Genomic DNA, 13,655 nt, shown 5'->3' with positions numbered 1-13,655 from the left:
GCCCCGGTCAGTCGACAAATCGCAGCACTTCATCGAGACGCGCGTACAGCCGGCGCAATTCCAGGCTCATCAGGGCGAACTCGGCGTCGAGGACCTGATCAGCGTCGGCGCCATCCTGCGCATCCAGTTTGTCGGCGATGACATCGAGGAAACGCAGCTTGCGCAGCTTGAGCTTGGCATCCAGCACGAAGCCGATGCGGCCGTCGTAGATCAGTCCGAGTTGGGTGACCTGCTTGCCGCAGCGCGCGTGCTCGCGGATCTCGTCGACCGTGAGGTCGTGGTGGCGGCAGCGCACCACCATCGCCTGGTCGCTCGGGTCCTTCAGCTCGCACTCGTCGCCGAACTCGAAGCCTTCGGGCAACTGGCCCGAGATCAGCCACTCACTCATCAGCAGAGTGACCGAGGCCTCGCTGGCCAGCGGGCGCGCGGGAAAACTGCCGAGTGCATCGCGCACCGCGGTGGCGACCGCCTCGGCCGTGCCATCGCTGCTGCTGTCCACCGCCAGCATGCGCGAGGGCGCATCGAAGTAGGCGCCGGTGCGCGAGCGCTTGATGAAGGCGCGTGGCAGCAGTTCGCCGAGCGCAGCTTCGCGGAATTCGTTACGCAGCCGCTTGCCCGGCTTGCGTCCGGTCTTGGCCTCGTGCTCGGCGATGCGGTCGGAGATCGCGTCGTTCAGCACCGACGACGGCAGCAGGCGCGATTCCTCGCCGAGGCAGAACAGTAGCGCGTCCTGGCCGCCGTGCGACAGCGCGGCGTCGTCGCGCGCGAACGGCGACAGGAATCCGCGCGTCTCCATTTCCAGCGGGCCGGGACTGCGCAGCGGGTGCTCTGCCAGCGCGTGCTCGAAGGGTTCTGCCGCCAGCGTGAAATCGGCCGGGAGGCGCAGCAGCGAGAGATTCTTAAACCACATGCGCAGCGTCGCTCCCTTCACTGGTTTCGAGGTTGCCGGCGAGCCAGGCATGCGCGTCGGCGCGGGTGGGCGCATGCGCGCCGAGCGAGGCGAAATCGAACAGCTCGCGATCGGCGAGCTGGGACGGACGGATGTTCATCAGACTCCTGAAAATGTTCTCGATGCGGCCCGGATGGGCGCGCTCCCACCCCGCCAGCATCTCCTTGATGACCTTGCGCTGCAGCGTCTCCTGGGAGCCGCACAGGTTGCAGGGAATGATCGGGAAACCCTTGAGCCCGGCATAGGCGATGAGGTCTTCCTCCGCCACGTAGGCGAGCGGCCGGATCACTACGTGCCGGCCATCGTCACTCAGCAGCTTCGGCGGCATCGCCGAGATCTTGCTGCCATGGAACATGTTGAGGAACAGGGTTTCGACGATGTCGTCGCGATGATGCCCGAGGGCGATCTTGGTGTAGCCGTTCTCCTCGGCGTAGCGGTACAGCGCACCGCGCCGCAGCCGCGAGCACAGCCCGCACATGGTCTTGCCGACCGGCACCACGCGCTTGACCACGCTGTAGGTGTCCTGTTCCAGGATCACGTACGGGATGTCGAGCTTGGCGAGATAGTTCGGCAGGACCTCCGGCGGATAGTCCGGTTGCTTTTGATCCAGGTGGAAGGCGGTCAGCTCGAAGCGCACCGGCGCCTTGCGCCGCAGCTCGATCAGCATGTCGAGCATCGCATAGGAATCCTTGCCGCCCGACAGGCACACCATCACCCGGTCGCCGTCCTCGATCATGTTGAAGTCGGCGATCGCCTGGCCCACCTGGTGGCGCAGGCGCTTGACCAGCTTCTGTTGGTTGACGGACATGGCGGATGCGCCGCGGGTTCGAGGGGGCGTGGATTCTAGTCGGGTTTGGCTGGGTTGGGGCCGGTTGTCGGTAGTGAAGGTTGTGGGTTCCGGGGTGTGGGTTGAGGGCAGCATGAGCCGGCAAGCCCGGTGGCTGAGCCGAGTCGATGCTGCGAGAGCAGAGCAACAGCTGCGCAGCTGTTGCTTTGCTGCCCACAACCCACAACCCACAACCCGGGCGCTAGACTTCCCGCCGCCTGCCCGCCCAAGAGCCCGCCGCATGCCCACCGATCCTGCCGAAACCGCGCGCCAACTGGCCGATCTGCGCCTGCAGCACCGCGATCTCGATGTGGTGATCGCGGGCCTGCAGGAGCGGCCACCCGAGGATGAATTGGTGCTCAAGCGGATGAAGAAACGTAAGCTCAAGCTGAAGGACATGATCGCGCAGCTCGAAAGTCGGCTGATTCCCGACATCGATGCGTAAATCGGCACTTGACCCGCCTTGGCGACAGACTGATCGCAGGCCATAATCCGCGCCCCTTCGCCGACCCCGGTGTGCTGGCTCGATGTCGCGACTGCTCGAATTCGTCGGCAACCATCCGCTCTTGTGGACGCTGTTCGGCGTGCTGCTGGTCGCCTTCGTCGCGGTCGAGTTGCGGGCGCGGGCGCGCGGTACGCTGAATCTGTCGATCTTCGATTTCACGCGCGAACTTAACAACGGCAACGCGTTGCTGATCGACCTGCGCCCGAGCGCGGACTTCGACAAGGGTCATATTCGCGGCGCGCGCCACTTCACGCCCTCGCAGGTGGATCCGGGTGCCAAGGACATCGCCAAGCACAAGGACGGCACGGTGCTGCTCTATTGCCAGAGCGGCATTACCAGTGGTGAAGTGGCAGACCGTTTGCTGAAGGCGGGCTTCGCGAAGGTCTACAGTCTGAAGGGTGGTATCGCGGCCTGGGTGCAGGATCAGCTCCCGGTGGAGCGCGGCAAGGGGCGTTGAAAGGTTTAACCGCGGGCGCGGCGCGCTGGTGCACACGTGGGGGCGTCGCGAGCGTTGCTGGATTGGACACGGGAGGATCACATGGTCAAGTTTCGCCTGATGGCGGCCTTGTTGCTGGGAAGTGCACTGGCCGTCTGCATAGCGCCGGCCGATGCCGCGCGCGAACGCAAGAAGGAAGAGAAGGCGACGGTCAGCAAGACCGGGCGCGAGGATCCCAAGCCCCAGGTCAGCCAGAAGTTCCAGCGGGCGTACAACAAGATCTCGGAACAGTACGACGAAGAGCTCTACGAGGAGGCGCTGGATGGCCTGGCCGAGATCGACACGCCCAGGGCCACTCCCTTCGAGCGCGCGAAAATTGCGCAGATGCGCGGCTACGTCTACTACAACCAGGACCAGTTGCCGGAGGCGATCCAGCAGTTCAAGGCAGCGGTCGCGACCGACGCGCTCCCCAATGCAGAGCACTTCCAGCTCAAGTTGACGATCGCTGAGCTGTACCACATGAACGATCAGCTCGACGAGTCGATCGCGGCGTTCGACGACTGGACCAAGGATGCGGATCCCATTGCGGGCCGCAACTGGGCGCTGCAGGCGAAGAATTACTTCGATCAGGAAAACTACGAGCAGGCGCTGACCTTCATCGACAAGGCTTTTGCAACCGGCGAGAAGCCCGAGCGCTCCTGGCAGCAGGTGAAGGCCAACTCCTTGCTCTCGCTCGAGCGCACGGACGACGCGGTGGCCTTCGGCCGCGAGGTCCTGGCAGCGGCGCCGGACGACGTGGAGTTCGTGAACTTCCTGACTGCGGTCCTGCTCGATTCCGAGAAGCCCCAGGAAGCGCTGCAGCTCCTCGAGGATTGCGCCAGCAGGGGCAAGCTCAGCACAGAAAGCCTGTACGTCAATCTCTATGTGGCTTACCGCGACCTCGAACGGGCCAAAGAGGGTGCGGCGGCGATGCTCGAGGGCCTGAACAGCGGCGTCGTTGCGAAGACCAAGGACAGATACCTGCAAATCGGCGAGGCCTTCTACGACGCCGAAGATCTGCCGGCCGCGCTCGACGCATTTCGCAAGGGCGCCGAGTTGGCGACCAGCGACGGGACCGCGGATCTCTATGCCGGGCAGGTACTGCTCGACCAGGAGAAGCCCGGTGAGGCCCGCGCGGCTTTCTCGGCCGCAATTCAGAAGGGCAGTTTGCGTCAGTTGGGCAACGCCTATTACCAGTTGGGCATCGCCGAACTCGACAGCGGCAACGAGGCAGCGGCCATCGCGGCGTTCCAGAAGGCTCAGGGCTATCCCGAGTCGGCGAAGAACGCCACGCAGGCCTTGAAGTCTTTGGGGCGTTGAGGCCGCGTTTCCGGCAGCACCTGCCTTGTGGCAGGGAGACCCATGGTGTAGCTTCGCCCGACTTTGGGGAGGCTTCCGCCGAAGGTCTTGGCAGATGGCAGCCGGGGACAGCGGATTCCAGCGAATGACAATCATGAATCCATTCTTGACAGCACGCTGATGGCTGCTAACGATCACTCCCAGGGACGCTCGGGTCTCAATTACAGGCGCGTGACGGCGGTTGCCGTGACGCTTGTCGTCCACTCCGTGCTCTTCGGCATGCTGCTGCTCCCGGCCAGTGCGCCGGAGGGCATCGTCAAGCCGCAGGAGAACATCATCGAGGTGGTGTTCCTCGAACCGCCACCACCGCCGCCGCCGCCGCCGCCGCCGCCACCGCCGCCGCCGCCGGAACCTCCCAAGATCATCAAGCTCGAGATCAAGAAGGAGGAGCCGAGGCCGGAGAATCCGCCGCCCGAGCCACCACCTGAAGTGGCCGACGTGATCACGGATAGCCCGGAAGGCATCGCAATCCAGCCGCCGGCGCCGCCCGCTCCGCCGAGTGACGGTCCGCGCGAGGTTGCGCCGTCGGTCGACATGTCGATGATGCGTGCGCGTCCCCCGCGTTACCCGCCGCAGATGCTCCGCCGTGGTATCCAGGGTGAAGTCATGCTGCGCATCCTGGTGGCGTCTGACGGTCGCCCGGAGAAGATCGAGATCGAGAAGTCCAGCGGACATCGCGAGTTCGATCGGTCGGCGATGCAGGCAGCGCGCAACTGGCGCTTCAATGCGGGTGTGCGCGATGGCGCCGCCTACGCGGGCTGGGCACTCGTGCCCGTCCGGTTCACGCTTGCGGATTGAGGTCAGCGGTCATGCAGGATCAAGTTGCAGCTACTCCAGAAACTCCGGTGGACCCGACGGCGGCTGCTGCGCCGGCCGATCCGACTGCCGCGATGGTCGATCCGAATGCGGTCGCGCTCGATCCAAGCCAGGCCAGCCTCGACGTTTCGTCGGCGCTGCCCCCCGGCATGGACCGTCTCGACCTGTTGATGGGTAACACCGACTCGCTCGCTCTCAGCAAGATGGGCTTCGCGCATCTGCTCGACAACGCGGACTTCGTCGGCCTCGTCACCTTCAGCGTGCTCGCGGTGATGTCGGTACTCGTGTGGTACTACATCCTTTATAACTTCCTGCGCCTGTGGTCGATCCGTTCGCGCTACCAGAGGGTGATGGATGCCTTCTGGGATGCCAAGACGCCGCGCGATGCGATCGAAGATCTGAAAGACCAGCCGATGCACGAGCCATTCAGCAAGATCGCGCTGGATGCCGCGTTCGCCGCTGAACATCATTCGGACGCGCTGGGTGGACGCATGGCCGAGGCGCTGAGTCGCCACGAGTTCATCGATCGCGCACTGCGCAGTGGTGTGCAGCGCGAAGCCGGCAAGATGGAGTCCGGCCTCACGATGCTGGCGTCGGTGGGTTCCACCGCTCCGTTCGTGGGGCTGTTCGGCACCGTGTGGGGCATCTACCACGCGCTCATCAGCATCGGCGCACAGGGTGAGGCCACCCTCGATGTGGTTGCCGGTCCGGTGGGCGAAGCGCTGATCATGACCTGTATCGGCCTTGGCGTGGCCATCCCGAGTGTGCTGGCGTACAACTACTTCGTGCGCAGCAACAAGGAACTGTACGCCCGCTTTGCCACCTTCGCGCACGATCTGCTCGACTACTTCGCCACCGGCAATCGCGTGCGCGGGCAGAAGTACGGCACCAAGCAGCACCTGCCGAGCACTGGTTGATCGTCATAGTCTGAATGCGGCCGCCGTGTGCGGCCGCCCGGTGAGGAATACACGATGGGCATGAGTACCGGCGGTGGCGGCCAGCAGAACGCCAACCCGATGACCGACATCAACACGACGCCGCTGGTCGACGTCATGCTGGTGTTGCTGATCATCTTCATGATCACGGCGCCCCTGATGCAGAACAAGGTGCCGATCTCGATCCCCGAGGCAGCCAACGAGCCCGATTCGACCGAAGAACGCGCGGTCACCCTGAACATTCAGGACAAGGGCAACGGCATGGTGCAGTACTACTGGGTCGATGACCCGATCGGCATCGATGGCCTGGAAGCACGCCTTGCGCTGGAAGCGGCCAAGAAGCCGCAGCCGGAAATCAAGATCCGTGGCGATCGCAGCGTGCAGTACAAGCACGTCCGCGCCGCGCTCGATCTGGCCAAGCGCAAGGGCATCAGCAAGATTGGTTTTGTCACCGCGCCCGGCGAATAAGCACGGCGAGCAGGAGATCTCAACATGGGTATGAGTGCGGGTCCAAGCAGTGGCGGCGCCGGCAGTTCGCCGATGGTCGACATCAACACCACGCCGCTGGTCGACGTGATGCTGGTGCTGCTCATCATTTTCATGATCACGGCGCCCTTGCTGGCGCATAAAGTGCGGATCAACCTGCCGCAGCAGTCGACCGATCCGGCCGACAAGAGCAAGATCGAGCAGAAGCGCCTCGAACTACGTGATCTCGGCGGCGCGGTCGAGATTCGCCTGAACAACGATCCGATCAGCCAGGAAGTGCTGTTCGCCGAGTTCCGCGAAGTCGGCAAGAAGATCAAGGACGACCAGCCCGAGTACAAGCTGGAAGCCGATGAGACCGTGCCTTACCAGGCGCTGGCCAACATCCTCGCGGCGGCCAAGCGTTCGCGCGTGGAGCCTATCGGTTTCGACAATCTCGCCACGCCCTCCGGCGGTGGTGGTCCGGCGCCGCCCGCGCCGAACTGAGTTCGAGGCTTTCGGTTGCGCGAAGACGCCGGGCACTGCCCGGCGTTGTCGTTTGTGTGTCCGGGAAAAAGAAACCGGAAAAGGGAAAACGGAAAAAGAAGAGCGGGCGCTGCGCGGGTTGGAGCCGAGGCGCCAGCTTTCAGGCCGTGCCCGACTGCTCAGGCTGGTTTTCCCTGCTGGCACCTGAATGACCTGACTCCGGCGGCTTGGTGCCGTTCAGCCCAGGAGTACGCTGGTGACGACGCAAGCTTGCGTCGAGACCGGAGCCGGACATGGTGCAAGAGCATGCTGCTGTCCCGATGGTGGACCTCAATACCACCCCGCTGATCGATGTGATGCTGGTGCTGCTGATCATCTTCATGATCGCCGCGCCGATGTTGTCCCACCGCCTGCCTTTGCCGAACCAGCAGCAGGGCCCGGATCCGGCGACGATCTCCGCCCGCCACGAGATCGGTGTCGAGGCAATCGGAAGCCAGGTACGGCTCACGCTCGACGGCGAACTGATGTCCGAAGCGATGCTCGCCGCGCGCATGCAGGTGGCGGGACGCCTGCCAGCGAAGGAGCAGCCTGAATTCCGCATTGCGGCCGGCGAAGACGTGCGTTTCGAGACGGTCGCCAGCCTCATGGCGCTCGGCAAGCGCGCTGGCGTCGCCAGGGTAGGCCTCGACTGATCAGACTGATCCGACCGAGCCCTGTTCGGCCGAGTGGGGCGGACAGGGCTTCGTCGCGGCACTGGTGTCCCTCAGTTCGCTGCGATCACCCCGAGGTAGCGGCGCACCGTGAGTTCCAGCCCGTCGTAGAGTGCCTCGCCGATCAGCGCGTGGCCAATCGAAACCTCGCGGACGGATGGCACATGACGCAGCAGTGGGCCGAGGTTGCGTTGGTCGAGGTCATGCCCGGCGTTCAGCTCAAGACCTGCCGCAGCGGCGCGTTCAGCGGCGCGTGCGCAGGCGTCGAGATGCATGCTGGCATTGCCGGTGAGCGCTGCATGCGCATACGGGCCGGTGTACAACTCGATGCGCTGTGCGCCGATCTCGGCGGCGCGTTCGATGTCGGGCGAATCGACGTCCAGGAACAGGCTCACACGGATCCCGGCATCGCGCAGCCGCGCAATCAGCGGGCGCAGGCGCGGGCCCTCGGCGCGCAAATCCCAGCCATGGTCCGAGGTCAGTTGAGCGTCGCCATCCGGCACCAGCGTCGCCTGTTCCGGGCGGCATGCCTCCAGCAGTTGCATGAAACCCGGGTAGCGCCCATCGGGCCCCGCGTAGGGATTGCCCTCAAGGTTCAACTCAACCGAGGTGCACAGCGCGCGCATCGCGTGCGAATCGTCGGGGCGCGCATGACGCAGGTCCGGTCGCGGGTGCAGGGTGATCCCCTGGCATCCGGCCGCAATCGCGGTGCGCGCGGCTGCCATCGGATCGGGCAGCGTGCCGCCGCGGGAGTTGCGCAATAGCGCGACCTTGTTGAGGTTGACGCTGAGCGCCGTTCGCGGGTGCGTACAAACAGGATGAATCATCGAATTTCCGTCGGTCGGACCACTGGAAGCGCGGCCGTCATCCTGTGTAGGATAGCGCGCTCCGCGAAGCGCCCTGTTTCGCGGCTCGAATCAGATCTGACGAGGCTTGGTCATGGAACAAATGGGTTTGATGCACCTCTGGCAGGCTTCCGACTTTGTCGCGAAGTTCGTGTTCGCAGTCGTGGCTATCATGTTCATCGGAACGGTTTGGTACATCGCCACGGCTACGATGCGCAACTTCGGCATCCGCTCGCGCGCCCACAAGGTGATCGAGACCTTCTGGCAGACCACCAATCCGCAGGAAGCGATCCGCGCGATGGAAGCGCAGCCGGCAAATGAGCCGTTCTCGAAGATTGCGCTGGAATGCGCCAACGCCGCCGCGCATCACGCCAAGAACGAAGGCAGCCGCCTTGTCGAAGCGCTGAACCGCAGCGAATTCATTGACCGCGCGCTGCGTCAGGTCGTCAGCCGCGAGAGCGCCAAGCTCGAGAACGGCCTGACCTGGCTGGCCTCGGTGGGTTCCACCGCGCCCTTCGTCGGTCTGTTCGGCACCGTGTGGGGCATCTATAACGCGCTGATCAAGATCGGTGCGTCCGGCCAGGCCTCCCTGGACGTGGTTGCCGGCCCGGTGGGCGAGGCGCTGATCATGACCTGTATCGGTCTGGGCGTCGCCATTCCGTCCGTACTCGCCTACAACTTCTTCGTCCGCGCCAATCGCGTGACGCTGGGTCAGTTCGACGAGTTCGCGCACGACCTGCACGACTACTTCGCAACCGGCGCCCGCGTTGGCGGTGGTCCGCAGCCGACCATGCGCGTGCAGGCCCCGGCGGCCAAGCCGGCAGCCGGCAAAGCCTGATCCAGGCAGCCAGCCGCAATGCTACGACGGCCCCGTTTGGGGCCGTCGTCGTTTCCAGGGTCTTCGTATCGGGGCAGTTGCTCTCGGGGAGTCCCTCAGTTGCCGTAGCGCATCACCTGGTGCGGTTGGATCACGCCGGTGTAAATGCCGAGCGCAATCAGGCCGAACAGCAGGATCGACAGGCCGATGCGCCAGGACAGCGCTCGCACCACGCGATCGGATTTACCCTGATCGGTGAGCATGTAGTAGCAACCCGCTCCCAGGTTGTAGACGATGAATCCCAGGAACAGCACGATTCCCAGCTTGACCATGGCAATGCGCCTCGACGGGCGTTTGACGACGAAGCGATGAGTCTACGCCGCCCTCCGCTGGCGCACGGTGAACGAGCATGAACCCGGCCGCTGATCCCCGCTCGCCCCTGACTCGCAGGCTGCTTGGGTTCGCGCTGCTCGCGCTGCTGGTGGCCGGCGGTCTCGCTCAGCTCGGACACTGGCAGCTGCAGCGGGCGCGGGAGAAGGAGGCGCTGCTGGCCGGCATCGAGCGCGGCCAGGCCTCGGAGCTGGTCGAGCTGAAGCGCCTGCCGCCGGGGAGTGGATGGCGCTTCCGCGCGGTCGAGGTGAGCGGACGGTTCCTGCCCGAGCACCAGGTGCTGCTCGACAACCAGCTGCAGCAGGGCCGCCCCGGCGTGCGCGCATATGTCCCGTTCCTGCTGGCGACCGAACAGCGGCTGTTGCTGGTCGATCGCGGCTGGCTGGCGCGCCCGGATCGCACCCAGGCATTGCCCCAGGCCGATGCTCCCGCGGGCGATATCGTGCTGAAGGGCGTTTTGCTCGACCCGCCCGGGGCCGGGATGGCACTCGGCGCTGCGCAGGAAACCGGCTGGCCACTGCTGGTCACGCGCATCGACCTCGCAGAGCTGCAGTCCCGCCTCGGCCTGCCGCTGCTAGACTTCGTGCTCGAGGATCTGGACACGCCGCGCGCCGCAAGCATCCGCGCCGGCATGTTGCCGCCCGAGCGCCACCGCGGCTATGCGGTGCAGTGGTTCGGCCTCTCCCTGACCATCCTGATCATCTATGCCGTGCTTGCGCTGCGCGCCTGGCGCGGCCGGACCCGCAAGCCACAGCCATGAACAAACGCCGCCTGCAACTTGTATTGATCATCGTCGCTTTCGCGCTGCCGGCGCTGCTGGCCACGTTGATGCAGACCCGCTGGTTCCACTGGGAGCCGGAAAGCACGCGCAATCGCGGTGATTTGATCAAACCCGTCATCGCGTTGCCGGCGCTGGGCGATGCCAGCGCCGTGGCCGACGGCCATCGCTGGACGGTGCTGGTGCGGGTGCCCGCGCAGTGCGATGCTGGATGCACCCGGCGCATCCAGTTGATCGGCCGCATCCGCGAGGCCCAGGGCAAGGAGATGGATCGCGTGCAGATGCTGGCCTGGCCCGCGCCGGGCGGCGCAGTGGAAGCGCCGTACGCACCGTGGCAACCCGCCGATGCGATCGCCGCCGCGCTGTCGCTGCCGGAGGGCGCGGTGGCGCTGATCGATCCGCTCGGCAACGCGATGATGCGCTATCGCATGGACGCCGATCCGACCGACGTGCGCAAAGACGTCGCCCACCTGCTGCGCTGGAGCAAGGTCGGTACATGAACGCACTGGCCGAATCCCTGGCGGATTTCTGGGCGCTGACCAAGCCGCGCGTGGTCATGCTGATCGTGTTCACTGCGGTGGTCGGGATGTTCCTGGCGACGCCGGAGCTGCCCGGTTGGCGCGTGCTGCTGATCGGCAGTATCGGCATCTGGCTGGCGGCCGCCGGTGCCGCCGCCATCAACCAGATCCTGGATGCGCGCATCGATGCGCAGATGGCGCGCACGATGTACCGCCCGCTGCCGCGCGGGCGCCTGACGGAGAAGCAGGCGCTGGCCTTTGCGCTGGTGCTCGCGGGGATCAGCATGGCGATGCTGTCGCTGTGGGTGAATGTGCTGACCGCGGTGCTGACCTTCGCCTCGCTGATCGGCTACGCGGTGGTCTACACCCTGTTCCTCAAGCGCGCCACGCCACAGAACATCGTGATCGGCGGTGCGGCGGGCGCGGCGCCGCCGGTGCTTGGTTGGACCGCGGTCACCGGCACGCTCGATCCGCACGCCCTGCTGCTGTTCCTGATCATCTTCATCTGGACCCCACCGCACTTCTGGGCGCTCGCGATTTTTCGCCGAGCCGACTACGAGAAAGTGTCGATTCCGATGCTGCCGATCACCCACGGCGTCACGGTCACGCGCTGGCACATCCTTGCCTACACCGTGATCCTGGTGATCGTCACCCTGCTTCCCTACCTCACTGGGATGGCCAGCTTCTTCTACCTCGGCGGCGCGCTGGTGCTGGGTGCGGGCTTCCTCTACTACGCGATCCGCCTGATGGACCCCCCGGACGAGTTGTTCGCGCTGAAGACCTTCAACTACTCGATCCTCTACCTCGCGGCGCTATTTGCCTTCCTGCTGATCGACCACTACCTGCCGCAGCCGCGCTTCGGACCGGTGCCGATGGTGCTGGAGAAGCAGTGAGTAGTGAGTAAGCAGTGGTGAGTAGCACCCGTTTTTTCTGGTCGGCTCCCCGCAAGCACCGCGGGAAACTCCGGGTTTTACTCACCACTCACTACTCACCGCTTCCAAGGCTTCCAGGTGAACACCAGCGGCACGGGATCGTTGCCGCCCTCGCAGCCGGGATGGCAGCGCCCGACGCGACATATCGTCATGTAGCTGCCGCGCAGCGCGCCATGGCGGGCGATGGCTTCTGCGGCGTAGTGCGAGCAACTCGGGTAGAAGCGGCAGCGTTGTCCGAGCAGCGGGCTGATGAACCGCTGGTAGAAGCGCAACAGCAGCAGCAACAGCGTACGCATCGGCGGCTCCGGGAATTCGAGGCGCGCAATCTACGGCATGCACGGCGAGCGAGGTATCGAATGGAGCCGCGCCGGGCCGACTTGGGTGTAGCGTAGCGGGATCGGAAGAGGAACATCACGCCCATGACACCGCTGCCCTGGTACTTCGATGTGATCTCGCCTTTCGCCTACCTGCAGCTAGAGGCGCTGCGGCGCGACCACCCGGAGATTGCGCTGCAGCCGCGGCCGGTGGTGCTCGGCGCGGTGCTCGCGCACCGCGGGCAACTGGGCCCCGCCGAGATTCCCGGGAAGCGCGAGTTCACCTACCGCTACGTGCTCTGGCGCGCGCAGGAACTGGGCGTGCCGCTGCGATTCCCGCCACGGCACCCCTTCAACCCGCTCGCGGCGCTGCGGCTGATCGTGGCGGCGGGATCGGGCGTGGACGCGGTGCAGGCGGTGTTTCGCCACATCTGGCGCGACGGACACGCGGCCGAGGCGATCGAGGATCTGGCGCCCCTGTTGGCGGAACTCGGTGTCGACGCGTCCCGCCTGGGAGAACCAGCGGTCAAGGATGCGCTGCGAGCGAGCACCGAGGCAGCGCTGGCTGCCGGTGTGTTCGGGGTGCCTACGCTGATGGTTGCCGGCGAGCCCTTCTTCGGCCAGGACGCGACGCCCCTCGCCCTCGCGGTGTTGGCCCGGCCGCAAATGTTGCTCGAAGGCGAGTACGCACGGGTTGCCGCCATACCCGTCGGGGTCCAGCGGCGTTGACACACCACCGCTTTGCGCGCTGACGGGCCCGTGGCAGTCTGCAAGGATTCGAGCAAGCGAGTGCTGCCATGAGCTACCCCTGGATCAAGACTTTCCACATCCTGTTCGTGATCGCCTGGATGGCCTCGGTGTTCTACCTGCCGCGCATCCTGGTCAACATCGCCGAGGTCGGGGACAACGCGCTGCTGCGCGAGCGCCTGGTGCTGATGGGCCGCCGCCTGTACGGCTTCGGCCACATGATGTTCGGCATCATGGTGCTGTTCGGCGCCACCCTTTGGCTGCACTTCAAGATCGGCGGCTCGTGGATGCACGTGAAGCTGAGCCTGGTCGCAATCCTGCTGTTTTACTACATCGCGACCGGCCGCTACCTCAAGCGCGCGGCGGCGGGCGGCAAGCTGCCCTCGTCGGTGTTCTTTCGCTGGTACAACGAGATCCCGCTGCTGCTGGCGATCCCGGCGATATACCTCGCGGTGGCGAAAACCCTGGGATGAAGCCGCGGACCCACGCCGATCCTGCTCCCTGGCTGGGCCGCGCGCTCAACCTGGACAGTGAGAGCGTGGATGCCCTGTACGGTCTGGAGCCGGTGTTCGAGCCAGGGCGCGATCCGCGCCAGCGGCCCTTGGATGCGGCTATCGAATTCGAGTGCCCGCACTGCTGGCAGGTGCACCGGAGTCAGGTCGACCTGACCCTGGGCGACCAGCAGTGGATCGAAGACTGCCAGCACTGCTGCAGTGCGATCCTGGTGAGCGCCGCGGTCATCGACGACGGCCGCGGCGTGCAGGTGGAAGCGGGCAGGGCAGACGGCTGAG

20 protein-coding genes are annotated in these 13,655 nt (G+C 65.4%); 15 read left to right on the top strand and 5 right to left on the bottom strand.

Features of this window, described 5'->3' with window-relative positions; genetic code table 11:
* Nucleotides 1-7 precede the first annotated feature (7 nt).
* Entirely contained in the window at nt 8-910 is a 903-nt protein-coding gene (locus IPK27_15940) for a recombination-associated protein RdgC (protein MBK8069053.1), read from the bottom strand.
* The gene (ttcA, locus tag IPK27_15935) at nt 900-1,757 is read right to left on the bottom strand and encodes a tRNA 2-thiocytidine(32) synthetase TtcA (protein ID MBK8069052.1); all 858 of its coding nucleotides are present in this window, start codon (nt 1,755-1,757) and stop codon (nt 900-902) included. The genes IPK27_15940 and ttcA overlap by 11 nt, the downstream gene beginning before the upstream one ends.
* Before the next feature lie 259 nt (nt 1,758-2,016).
* Here ttcA and IPK27_15930 point away from each other — a divergent pair, with 259 nt between their 5' ends.
* The 8 genes from IPK27_15930 (at nt 2,017) to IPK27_15895 (ending at nt 7,505) form a co-directional block, all read left to right on the top strand.
* A complete protein-coding gene (locus IPK27_15930; GenBank protein ID MBK8069051.1) occupies nt 2,017-2,220 on the top strand; it encodes a DUF465 domain-containing protein in 204 nt (67 codons plus the stop codon).
* Nucleotides 2,221-2,302: 82 nt separating this feature from the next.
* The gene (locus IPK27_15925; GenBank protein MBK8069050.1) at nt 2,303-2,737 is read left to right on the top strand and encodes a rhodanese-like domain-containing protein; all 435 of its coding nucleotides are present in this window, start codon (nt 2,303-2,305) and stop codon (nt 2,735-2,737) included.
* An 81-nt stretch (nt 2,738-2,818) separates the two neighbouring features.
* A complete protein-coding gene (locus tag IPK27_15920) occupies nt 2,819-4,075 on the top strand; it encodes a tetratricopeptide repeat protein (protein MBK8069049.1) in 1,257 nt (418 codons plus the stop codon).
* A gap of 159 nt (nt 4,076-4,234) precedes the next feature.
* Entirely contained in the window at nt 4,235-4,912 is a 678-nt protein-coding gene (locus IPK27_15915) for an energy transducer TonB (GenBank protein MBK8069048.1), read from the top strand.
* Between the two features lie 167 nt (nt 4,913-5,079).
* A complete protein-coding gene (locus tag IPK27_15910; protein MBK8069047.1) occupies nt 5,080-5,847 on the top strand; it encodes a MotA/TolQ/ExbB proton channel family protein in 768 nt (255 codons plus the stop codon).
* Nucleotides 5,848-5,901: 54 nt separating this feature from the next.
* Nucleotides 5,902-6,333 carry a biopolymer transporter ExbD gene (locus tag IPK27_15905; GenBank protein MBK8069046.1) on the top strand — a complete coding sequence of 144 codons (432 nt, stop codon included), beginning with the start codon at nt 5,902-5,904 and terminating at the stop codon, nt 6,331-6,333.
* Nucleotides 6,334-6,363: 30 nt separating this feature from the next.
* A complete protein-coding gene (locus tag IPK27_15900; GenBank protein MBK8069045.1) occupies nt 6,364-6,834 on the top strand; it encodes a biopolymer transporter ExbD in 471 nt (156 codons plus the stop codon).
* A gap of 272 nt (nt 6,835-7,106) precedes the next feature.
* Nucleotides 7,107-7,505, top strand: coding sequence for a biopolymer transporter ExbD (locus IPK27_15895; GenBank protein MBK8069044.1), 399 nt, complete (start codon nt 7,107-7,109; stop codon nt 7,503-7,505).
* 71 nt (nt 7,506-7,576) lie between these two features.
* On the opposite strand, the gene IPK27_15890 is transcribed toward IPK27_15895, so the two are convergent.
* Nucleotides 7,577-8,350: a pyridoxine 5'-phosphate synthase gene (locus tag IPK27_15890; GenBank protein ID MBK8069043.1), complete on the bottom strand. Its 774-nt coding sequence runs from the start codon at nt 8,348-8,350 to the stop codon at nt 7,577-7,579.
* A 112-nt stretch (nt 8,351-8,462) separates the two neighbouring features.
* Here IPK27_15890 and IPK27_15885 point away from each other — a divergent pair, with 112 nt between their 5' ends.
* Complete coding sequence (locus IPK27_15885) at nt 8,463-9,206, top strand: MotA/TolQ/ExbB proton channel family protein (GenBank protein ID MBK8069042.1); 744 nt, start codon at nt 8,463-8,465, stop codon at nt 9,204-9,206.
* Between the two features lie 95 nt (nt 9,207-9,301).
* Here IPK27_15885 and IPK27_15880 read toward each other — a convergent pair whose 3' ends face one another.
* Nucleotides 9,302-9,517: a twin transmembrane helix small protein gene (locus IPK27_15880; protein ID MBK8069041.1), complete on the bottom strand. Its 216-nt coding sequence runs from the start codon at nt 9,515-9,517 to the stop codon at nt 9,302-9,304.
* Nucleotides 9,518-9,594: 77 nt separating this feature from the next.
* Here IPK27_15880 and IPK27_15875 point away from each other — a divergent pair, with 77 nt between their 5' ends.
* From IPK27_15875 to IPK27_15865, 3 genes are read left to right on the top strand one after another with little or no spacing between them, the layout of a single operon-like run.
* Nucleotides 9,595-10,335, top strand: a complete 741-nt coding sequence (locus tag IPK27_15875) for an SURF1 family protein (GenBank protein ID MBK8069040.1) — start codon at nt 9,595-9,597, stop codon at nt 10,333-10,335.
* The gene (locus tag IPK27_15870; GenBank protein MBK8069039.1) at nt 10,332-10,853 is read left to right on the top strand and encodes a hypothetical protein; all 522 of its coding nucleotides are present in this window, start codon (nt 10,332-10,334) and stop codon (nt 10,851-10,853) included. Before IPK27_15875 ends, IPK27_15870 begins: the two co-directional genes overlap by 4 nt.
* Nucleotides 10,850-11,764: a protoheme IX farnesyltransferase gene (locus IPK27_15865; GenBank protein MBK8069038.1), complete on the top strand. Its 915-nt coding sequence runs from the start codon at nt 10,850-10,852 to the stop codon at nt 11,762-11,764. Before IPK27_15870 ends, IPK27_15865 begins: the two co-directional genes overlap by 4 nt.
* Before the next feature lie 95 nt (nt 11,765-11,859).
* On the opposite strand, the gene yidD is transcribed toward IPK27_15865, so the two are convergent.
* Nucleotides 11,860-12,099, bottom strand: coding sequence for a membrane protein insertion efficiency factor YidD (gene yidD / locus IPK27_15860; GenBank protein MBK8069037.1), 240 nt, complete (start codon nt 12,097-12,099; stop codon nt 11,860-11,862).
* A 123-nt stretch (nt 12,100-12,222) separates the two neighbouring features.
* Here yidD and IPK27_15855 point away from each other — a divergent pair, with 123 nt between their 5' ends.
* The 3 genes from IPK27_15855 to IPK27_15845 all read left to right on the top strand — a co-directional run bounded on the left by IPK27_15855 (nt 12,223) and on the right by IPK27_15845 (nt 13,654).
* Entirely contained in the window at nt 12,223-12,846 is a 624-nt protein-coding gene (locus IPK27_15855; protein ID MBK8069036.1) for a 2-hydroxychromene-2-carboxylate isomerase, read from the top strand.
* A 68-nt stretch (nt 12,847-12,914) separates the two neighbouring features.
* Nucleotides 12,915-13,337, top strand: coding sequence for a CopD family protein (locus tag IPK27_15850; protein ID MBK8069035.1), 423 nt, complete (start codon nt 12,915-12,917; stop codon nt 13,335-13,337).
* The gene (locus IPK27_15845; GenBank protein ID MBK8069034.1) at nt 13,334-13,654 is read left to right on the top strand and encodes a CPXCG motif-containing cysteine-rich protein; all 321 of its coding nucleotides are present in this window, start codon (nt 13,334-13,336) and stop codon (nt 13,652-13,654) included. Before IPK27_15850 ends, IPK27_15845 begins: the two co-directional genes overlap by 4 nt.
* The last annotated feature ends 1 nt before the right edge of the window (nt 13,655 follow it).

It is taken from the genome of Rhodanobacteraceae bacterium, assembly GCA_016713135.1.
Taxonomy (GTDB): domain Bacteria; phylum Pseudomonadota; class Gammaproteobacteria; order Xanthomonadales; family SZUA-5; genus JADKFD01.
Note: the sequence above shows the minus strand (reverse complement) of the source record. Positions and strands in the feature narration are given on the sequence as shown.

Coding starts and splice junctions, on each gene's coding strand:
- IPK27_15940 (MBK8069053.1), bottom strand. CDS start 910: ATGTGGTTTAAGAATCTCTCGCTGCTGCGCCTCCCGGCCGATTTCACG.
- ttcA (MBK8069052.1), bottom strand. CDS start 1,757: ATGTCCGTCAACCAACAGAAGCTGGTCAAGCGCCTGCGCCACCAGGTG.
- IPK27_15930 (MBK8069051.1), top strand. CDS start 2,017: ATGCCCACCGATCCTGCCGAAACCGCGCGCCAACTGGCCGATCTGCGC.
- IPK27_15925 (MBK8069050.1), top strand. CDS start 2,303: ATGTCGCGACTGCTCGAATTCGTCGGCAACCATCCGCTCTTGTGGACG.
- IPK27_15920 (MBK8069049.1), top strand. CDS start 2,819: ATGGTCAAGTTTCGCCTGATGGCGGCCTTGTTGCTGGGAAGTGCACTG.
- IPK27_15915 (MBK8069048.1), top strand. CDS start 4,235: ATGGCTGCTAACGATCACTCCCAGGGACGCTCGGGTCTCAATTACAGG.
- IPK27_15910 (MBK8069047.1), top strand. CDS start 5,080: ATGGACCGTCTCGACCTGTTGATGGGTAACACCGACTCGCTCGCTCTC.
- IPK27_15905 (MBK8069046.1), top strand. CDS start 5,902: ATGGGCATGAGTACCGGCGGTGGCGGCCAGCAGAACGCCAACCCGATG.
- IPK27_15900 (MBK8069045.1), top strand. CDS start 6,364: ATGAGTGCGGGTCCAAGCAGTGGCGGCGCCGGCAGTTCGCCGATGGTC.
- IPK27_15895 (MBK8069044.1), top strand. CDS start 7,107: ATGGTGCAAGAGCATGCTGCTGTCCCGATGGTGGACCTCAATACCACC.
- IPK27_15890 (MBK8069043.1), bottom strand. CDS start 8,350: ATGATTCATCCTGTTTGTACGCACCCGCGAACGGCGCTCAGCGTCAAC.
- IPK27_15885 (MBK8069042.1), top strand. CDS start 8,463: ATGGAACAAATGGGTTTGATGCACCTCTGGCAGGCTTCCGACTTTGTC.
- IPK27_15880 (MBK8069041.1), bottom strand. CDS start 9,517: ATGGTCAAGCTGGGAATCGTGCTGTTCCTGGGATTCATCGTCTACAAC.
- IPK27_15875 (MBK8069040.1), top strand. CDS start 9,595: ATGAACCCGGCCGCTGATCCCCGCTCGCCCCTGACTCGCAGGCTGCTT.
- IPK27_15870 (MBK8069039.1), top strand. CDS start 10,332: ATGAACAAACGCCGCCTGCAACTTGTATTGATCATCGTCGCTTTCGCG.
- IPK27_15865 (MBK8069038.1), top strand. CDS start 10,850: ATGAACGCACTGGCCGAATCCCTGGCGGATTTCTGGGCGCTGACCAAG.
- yidD (MBK8069037.1), bottom strand. CDS start 12,099: ATGCGTACGCTGTTGCTGCTGCTGTTGCGCTTCTACCAGCGGTTCATC.
- IPK27_15855 (MBK8069036.1), top strand. CDS start 12,223: ATGACACCGCTGCCCTGGTACTTCGATGTGATCTCGCCTTTCGCCTAC.
- IPK27_15850 (MBK8069035.1), top strand. CDS start 12,915: ATGAGCTACCCCTGGATCAAGACTTTCCACATCCTGTTCGTGATCGCC.
- IPK27_15845 (MBK8069034.1), top strand. CDS start 13,334: ATGAAGCCGCGGACCCACGCCGATCCTGCTCCCTGGCTGGGCCGCGCG.